This window comes from Mesorhizobium sp. M7A.F.Ca.CA.002.15.2.1 (assembly GCF_003998715.1).
Classification (GTDB): domain Bacteria; phylum Pseudomonadota; class Alphaproteobacteria; order Rhizobiales; family Rhizobiaceae; genus Mesorhizobium; species Mesorhizobium ciceri.
In genome coordinates this window covers 1-7,027 of sequence record NZ_RZPI01000259.1, presented here as the reverse complement: position 1 = coordinate 7,027, position 7,027 = coordinate 1, and the positions used below count along the sequence as shown (strand labels likewise).

At 63.4% G+C, this 7,027-nt stretch carries 6 protein-coding genes; 2 read left to right on the top strand and 4 right to left on the bottom strand.

The annotated features are described in order from the left end of the window. On the bottom strand, positions 1-1,300 hold a 1,300-nt coding region (locus tag ENZ74_RS16140), incomplete at its 3' end, for a phosphoenolpyruvate-utilizing N-terminal domain-containing protein (protein WP_127312864.1). A gap of 83 nt (positions 1,301-1,383) precedes the next feature. Continuing rightward, positions 1,384-2,637 (bottom strand): aspartate kinase, encoded by a 1,254-nt coding sequence (locus ENZ74_RS16135; RefSeq protein WP_063169069.1) that lies wholly within the window; start codon positions 2,635-2,637, stop codon positions 1,384-1,386. Positions 2,638-2,895: 258 nt separating this feature from the next. Here ENZ74_RS16135 and ENZ74_RS16130 point away from each other — a divergent pair, with 258 nt between their 5' ends. Beyond that, positions 2,896-4,752 carry a CHASE3 domain-containing protein gene (locus tag ENZ74_RS16130; protein ID WP_063169070.1) on the top strand — a complete coding sequence of 619 codons (1,857 nt, stop codon included), beginning with the start codon at positions 2,896-2,898 and terminating at the stop codon, positions 4,750-4,752. Between the two features lie 11 nt (positions 4,753-4,763). Here ENZ74_RS16130 and ENZ74_RS16125 read toward each other — a convergent pair whose 3' ends face one another. Then, positions 4,764-5,333: a putative glycolipid-binding domain-containing protein gene (locus ENZ74_RS16125; RefSeq protein WP_063170342.1), complete on the bottom strand. Its 570-nt coding sequence runs from the start codon at positions 5,331-5,333 to the stop codon at positions 4,764-4,766. Positions 5,334-5,618: 285 nt separating this feature from the next. On the opposite strand from ENZ74_RS16125, the gene ubiG reads away from it, so the two are divergent. Beyond that, the gene (ubiG, locus tag ENZ74_RS16120) at positions 5,619-6,368 is read left to right on the top strand and encodes a bifunctional 2-polyprenyl-6-hydroxyphenol methylase/3-demethylubiquinol 3-O-methyltransferase UbiG (RefSeq protein WP_023811162.1); all 750 of its coding nucleotides are present in this window, start codon (positions 5,619-5,621) and stop codon (positions 6,366-6,368) included. A 1-nt stretch (position 6,369) separates the two neighbouring features. Here ubiG and ENZ74_RS16115 read toward each other — a convergent pair whose 3' ends face one another. Beyond that, positions 6,370-6,888: a flavin reductase family protein gene (locus tag ENZ74_RS16115; RefSeq protein ID WP_013529455.1), complete on the bottom strand. Its 519-nt coding sequence runs from the start codon at positions 6,886-6,888 to the stop codon at positions 6,370-6,372. Positions 6,889-7,027: the final 139 nt, after the last annotated feature.

The window sequence follows — 7,027 nt, the reverse complement described above, 5'->3', positions numbered from 1 at the left end:
GTTCGCGGTAGACCTCTTGCCGGCGCGCCCTGAAACGCACTTTTTCGGCATAAGCGGCCTCGAGATCGGGCTGCGGCCGTAAATGGATCACGCCCTCCTCGCCGTCGACGATGATGGCATCGCCGTTTTCCGCCATGGAAACAGCGCCCTTCATCTGGCCGGCGACGGGGATGCCCATGGCACGCGCGACGATGACGACGTGGCTGGTCGCTGCACCGTCCTCGAGCACCAGCCCGCGCATCTTGTCGCGGGGATAATCGAGCAGTTCGGCAGCCCCCATCGAACGGGCGACGATGATGGCGTCCTTAGGCAGCGATGCCGCGACATCTTCCGGCCCGCGCCCCATCAGCTGGCGCAGCAGGCGGTTGGCGAGGTCGTCGAAATCGCTCATCCGCTCGCGCAGATAGGGATCGGTCATGTGCAGCATGCGGGCGCGCATGTCGCTCTGCACCTTTTCCACCGCCGCTTCGGCCGTCAGGCCGTTGCGGATCGCCTCTTCCAGCCGTCGCACCCAGCCGCGATCGTTGGCGAACATGCGATAGGCTTCCAGCACCTGGCGATGCTCGCCCTCGAAGGCGACGTCGCGGCGTTCCAGCATGTCGTCGATGGACAGCCTGAGCGAGCTGAGTGAGGTCTCCAACCGGCGAACCTCTTCCTCGCTGTCCTCGTTGAACAGATTGGTGACGACGATGCGCGGCTCGTGCAGCACGACATGGCCAAGCCCGACGCCTTCATTGAAGGACAGGCCGGTGAAGCTGACAGGACGGCGCAGATCGAGTTCGAGGCCGGGCCGGGTCAGCCGCGCCAGATCGCCGGTGGCGATCATCTCGGCGATCACCATCGCCGTGGTTTCCAGCGCCTCGACCTCGTCGTCGCGGTAGTGGCGCATGGTCTTGTTCTGCACCACCAGCACGCCCAGCGTGCGCCCTGCCCGCAGCACCGGCACGCCCAGGAACGAGTTGTAGATCTCTTCCCCGGTCTCCGGCAGGTAGGCGAAGGCAGGGTGTTCCTGCGCATTGGACAGGTTGAGCGGCCGCGCGCTGGCGGCGATGGTGCCGACCAGGCCTTGGCCCAGCCGCAACTGCGCCAAATGGACGGCGTTCGGGTTCAGGCCTTCGGTGGCGTAGAGTTCGAGCACCGAATCGGCACGCAGCACATAGAGCGAGCAGACTTCCGCGACCATGTTGGAGGCGATGTCGCGCACAATCCGGTCAAGCCGCTCCTGCGGCTCCAGCGGCTCCTGCATGAGCTCGCGGAGCCGTTTGAGCAAAACGCGCGGGCCACTGGCCTGATCACGCATCGCGGCTTGTTCTCCAATGGGCATTCTGCCCGCCGCAGTTTCCACCGCGACCGGCGCACACGCAACAACTCAAATCGTTCTCGCTACTGCTTATCCAGACCGTAGACGGAATGCAAAGTACGAACCGCAAGTTCCGTATACGGGCCGTCGATCAGGATCGAAATCTTGATCTCCGAGGTCGTGATGGCGCGGATGTTGATCGATTTGTCGGCCAGCGCCTTGAAAGCGGTGGCGGCGACGCCGGCATGGCTCCTCATGCCGATGCCGATGACCGAAACCTTCGACATGCCGGCTTCCGACTGCACGACATCGTAGCCGATCGAGGCCTTGAGGCGTTCAAGCACGGCCAGCGCCTTGTCGACATCGCCCGACGGCACGGTAAAGGTCATGTCGGTGAACTTGCCGTCCTCGGAAATGTTCTGGACGATCATGTCGACATTGATGTTGGCCGCGGCCAGCGGCCCGAAGATGCCGGCGGCAACGCCCGGCCGGTCGCCGACCCGGCGCAGTGAAATCTGCGCTTCGTCCTTGGCGTAGGCAATTCCGGTGACGACCTGCTGTTCCACGATCTCTTCCTCGTCGCAAATGAGCGTTCCGGGCGGATTGAGCAAATCCCCCATTCCGGGCGCATCGGGATCGTCGAAGGACGACCGCACGAAGGTACGCACCCTGTGCACCATGGCAAGCTCGACCGAACGCACCTGCAGAACCTTGGCGCCGAGCGAGGCCATTTCAAGCATTTCCTCGAACGAGATCTTGGCCAGCCGCCGCGCCTTGGGCTCGATGCGTGGATCGGTGGTGTAGACCCCGTCGACATCGGTGTAGATGTCACAGCGATCGGCTTTGACCGCCGCGGCGATGGCGACAGCACTGGTGTCGGAGCCGCCGCGGCCGAGCGTGGCAATACGATTGTCCGGGCCGATGCCCTGGAACCCGGCAATCACCGCCACCTGGCCCTCGCCGAAGCGCTTGATCAGGAACGCACCGTCAATGTCGAGGATGCGCGCCGCCCCATGCGCATTATCGGTCTTGATCGGGATCTGCCAGCCCTGCCAGGAGCGGGCGTGCACGCCCATGTTCTGCAAAGTGATGGCCAGCAGGCCGGCCGTGACCTGCTCGCCGGAAGCGACGACCGCATCATATTCGCGTGCGTCATGCATCGGCGAGGCCTCACGCGTCCAGCCGACCAGTTCGTTGGTCTTCCCGGCCATCGCCGAAACGACCACCGCCACCTCATGGCCGGCGTCGACCTCGCGTTTGACGTGACGCGCCACGTTGCGGATGCGGGCGATGTCGGCGACGGAGGTTCCGCCGAATTTCATCACGATGCGCGCCATGGGAGCGAAATGCCTTTGCCTGAAGCCGGATCCCAGCCAAAAGCCGGAATCCCGAAAAGCGGAAGGCCGGCTGACGCCGGCCGCTGAATGCGCGGCCTCCTTAGCCAAATGACGAAGGTTTCGCAAGGCTGGCGGCCAATTGCCGGCTCCAGAAGCCGGCATATTGCCTTCCGCCCCGGCGCCGCCTACGAAATGCTGCCTGCGGGGAATTCTTTTGGTTCGGCATAGCAGATGATGATTGCTCGGTTTCGACGTGCCATGCGATGGCAATCGCTCCCGCTTGTCGCAGGCTTTGCGGTGCTGGCGCTTATTGTCGGCAGCCGTGCCATGCTGGTCGAGGAACAGCGGGCCAACCGCGCCGCCGCGCGCGAGGCAATCGAATATCAGCAATTGCTTTCGGGTCTGCTTTCTCTGGCACAGGAAGCCGAGAACGGCCAGCGTGGCTACCTGCTGACCGGCGAGAAATCCTATCTCGAACCCTATCGGAGCGCTGTCGGCGCCATTCCGGGGCAACTTGCCCGTATCGACAGCTTGACCGCCCCCGACGACCAGTTCGTCCAGCCGATCAACCACATCAAGGACGCGCTTTCGCAAAAGCAGGCTGAACTGGCCGAGACGATTGCCCTGTACGACCAGGGCAATGCGACGAAAGCGCTGGATCTGATTCGCAGCGGCCAGGGCAAGGCAGTCATGGACGAAATCCGAACCAGCATGGATACGGTCCGACGCATCAGCGCCGCAGCCGTCGCCGCGCGCGACGCGCATACCGACCAGGTCGAGACCTGGCTACGCATCGGTTCGGTGGCGGCACTGCTGGCGATCTTCCTGCTTGCCGGCTACGCGATCAGGGAATCGCGCCGCCGCTTCCTTGAGGTGGCGGTCGCCCAGGAGGAGTTGGTGCGCAAGAACGTCGCGCTCGGCAGAGAGATCGAGACACGTGAAAAGGCAGAATCCCAGATCCGCCAGATGCACAAGATGGAGGCGGTCGGCCAGCTTACAGGCGGCATCGCCCACGACTTCAACAACATGCTGGCGGTGATCATCAGCGCCATGAACCTCGCCCAGCGCAAGCTGGCGCGCGGCGAGCACGACATCGCACAATTCATCGACGCGGCGATCGATGCCGCGACCCGTGCCGCCAATCTGACGGCCCGGCTGCTCGCCTTCTCGCGTCAGCAGCCGCTGGCGCCGCAGATCGTCGACGCCAACCGCCTGCTGACCGGGATGTCCGACCTGATCCGTAGGGCACTCGGCGAAACCATCCGCATCGAAACGGTGCTGGCGGGAGGCTTGTGGAAAACCCATGCCGACCCGAGCCAGATCGAGAACGCCGTTCTCAACCTGGCCGTCAACGCCCGCGACGCCATGGGCGATGACGGCAAGCTGACCATCGAGACCGCCAACAGCCATCTCGACGACAGCTACGCCGCCGCCCATGCAGAAGTCGCGGCCGGCCAGTATGTGATGATCGCCGTCAGCGATACCGGTTCGGGCATGACCCCCGATGTCATGGCCAAGGCCTTCGAACCCTTCTTCACCACCAAGCCGGTCAACAAGGGCACCGGCCTTGGATTGAGCCAGGTGTTCGGCTTCGTCAAACAGTCGGGCGGCCACGTCAACATCTATTCCGAGCCCGGCGAAGGCACGACAATCAAGATCTACTTGCCGCGGTATTTCGGCGCCGAAGAGCCGGCCGTGCCCACCGGGCGCGGCGACAACTCCGCCGCACCGGTCGCCGAAACGATCCTTGTCGTCGAGGATGATGCCCGCGTGCGGGTCTCCACCACCGAGGCCATACGCGAACTCGGATACACCGTCATTGATGCCGCGAGTGGCGAGGAAGCGTTGCAGAAACTGGCGGAAAACCCGAAGGTCGCCCTGCTGTTCACCGACATCGTCATGCCCGTCATGAACGGCCGCAAGCTGGCGGAAGAGGCCGTTGCCCGCATGCCGCTGCTGAAGGTGATCTTCACCACCGGCTTCACCAGGAACGCCGTGGTCCACAACGGCGTGCTCGACCACGACGTGCATTTCCTCGCCAAGCCCTTCACCATCGAGCAACTGGCAGCGAAACTGCGTGACGTGCTTGGCACGACGCAGGTCGCAGCGGACTGATCACAATCGCTTCAGCCTGACGCAGCCGCGCGTCTCCAAAGGCCGGGATAGTCGACAACGAAGCCGTGCGGCGAGACGTTGAGGGTCTCGTCATAGCCGAACACCGGCGCGGCATAGGCATAGCGAACCGTGTCGAGACGCCGATAGGTCTGATCGAGGCGCACCAGGCTCAGTTCAGGGAAAGTCAGGTAGGCGGCCGGGGCAGGCGACGCTTCGCCGATCCCGAGGCCATACCGGCGGATCGCCAGCAGGTTCGATGCCGGTGTGAAGCCAAGATCGACGTCGACAAGACCGTCGACACCCTGCTGGACTTCGCCGTTCAGCGTCCACTGGCCGTTGAAATCGCGTTCGATCGCATAGTGCAGCTGGCGCGTGCCGAGAAAGCCTTCGACAAGCGCCGCCCGCGTGTGCCAGCCGGCATCGCAATTCACCCCGTAGGCGAGGCAGCACGGCTTGCCGTCCTGGATGAAGATGGCTTGTCCCTTGAGGCTGTGCCCGCCATCGGTCTGCGCAAGCAGACAGGCATCATGCCCCTCCACGTCCAGCCGATGCCAGAGGATCGAAGCCGTCATTGCTGTCATCGTCACCTCCTTCGAGTTCAAAACGATGATGTGTTCCTTCGCCCGCCAGGCCAATTGTGTTTCACCGCAGCGCACTCCAGCTGACATGCCCTGACAGAATCCGGCTCCCTGCCGGCAGAGGAAAATTGTTGCCTTGACATTCGCGGCTTCACGCCCGACTTCCTAGCGCATGACCCCGAAATCGAAGTCGATTTCGGAAAGGATCATGCGCAGAATCTAAAGTGCTACAGCGTCCTTTGCGCGTCCAAGAGGACGCGCGGCGCTGTAGTGTCGAGGAGACCAACTATGCCAGAGCCCCGACGATCGACGATCGATGCCGGAGAAGTGGAACGCTTTTCCGCCCTTGCCGCCGAATGGTGGAACCCGAACGGCAAGTTCCGTCCCCTGCACAAATTCAATCCGGTCCGGCTGGCCTATATCCGCGACCAGATAGCGACGCGCTTCGGCCGTGACCCACGCGCTGCAAGGCCTTTCGAGGGACTGCGCATCCTCGACATCGGTTGCGGCGGCGGACTTTTGTGCGAGCCGATGGCGCGGCTTGGCGCCGAGGTTGTGGGCGCGGATGCCTCCGAAACCAACATCGAAGTGGCCAAGCTGCACGCCGCCGAAGGCAATGTCAGCGTCGACTATCGCGCCACGACGGCCGAGGACCTTGCCGACGCCGGCGAGAAATTCGACGTCATCCTCAACATGGAAGTGGTCGAGCATGTCGCCGACATCGACCTGTTCGTCGCCAAATGCGGCGAGATGGTGCGGCCCGGCGGCATCATGTTCGTGGCCACCATCAACCGCACGCTGAAGGCGCTGGGCTTAGCCATCATCGGCGCCGAATATGTGCTGCGCTGGCTGCCGCGCGGCACCCACCAGTTCGGCAAGCTGGTGCGCCCGGAAGAGCTCGAAAAGGCGCTTGGCGGCGCCGGCCTGACCATCATCGACCGCACCGGCGTCACCTACAATCCGCTGGCCGACCGCTGGGCGCGGTCGAAGGACATGGACGTCAACTACATGGTCCTGGCGGAAAAAGGCTCGGTCTGATCTATTCAGAATTCAGCGGCCTGTAGCCGCCGCGCCAGTAGATCAGCGCCTGGCCGGCATCGGACGTGCGCACGGCCTCGACCGAACCGATGACGATGGAATGCGTGCCGCGATCGATCATTTCATCGAGGCTGCAGTCGAATGCGGCCACCGCATCCGAAAGCAGCAAAGCTCCGGTCTTGAGCGTCACCCATTCGGCGCCCTCATAGCGGTCCTTGCCCTTGATGCCGCCGAAGCCGGAGAACCGCTCGGCCACGCGCTGATGCTGGGGGCCAAGCGAGTTGACGCCGAAATGCCGGTAGCGTTCGATCACCGGCCAGGTCGACGATGACCGGTTGACACAGGCGATCACCTTGGGCGGCTCGGCCGACAGCGAGACGACCGAAATGACCACCAGACCGGAGCGATCCTCGCCGGTGCCGGCGGTGATGACGCTGACATTGCCGACGATCAGCCGCATCGCGGCGCGAAAATCAGCTACATCGACGGCAGTCCCCTCGGATGTCTTCGGTTCGGTCATGGCTTGCTCCAGAGCACGATTCCAAAAAGGGAAAGGTCCTCGGAAAAGACCACGCTCAAACAAGAAGATAAAGCAGATCTGGATACAAATTCAGGTGAGATCGGCTCCAGGCGCGAAGGCAGTTCGGATCCCCTGCGAC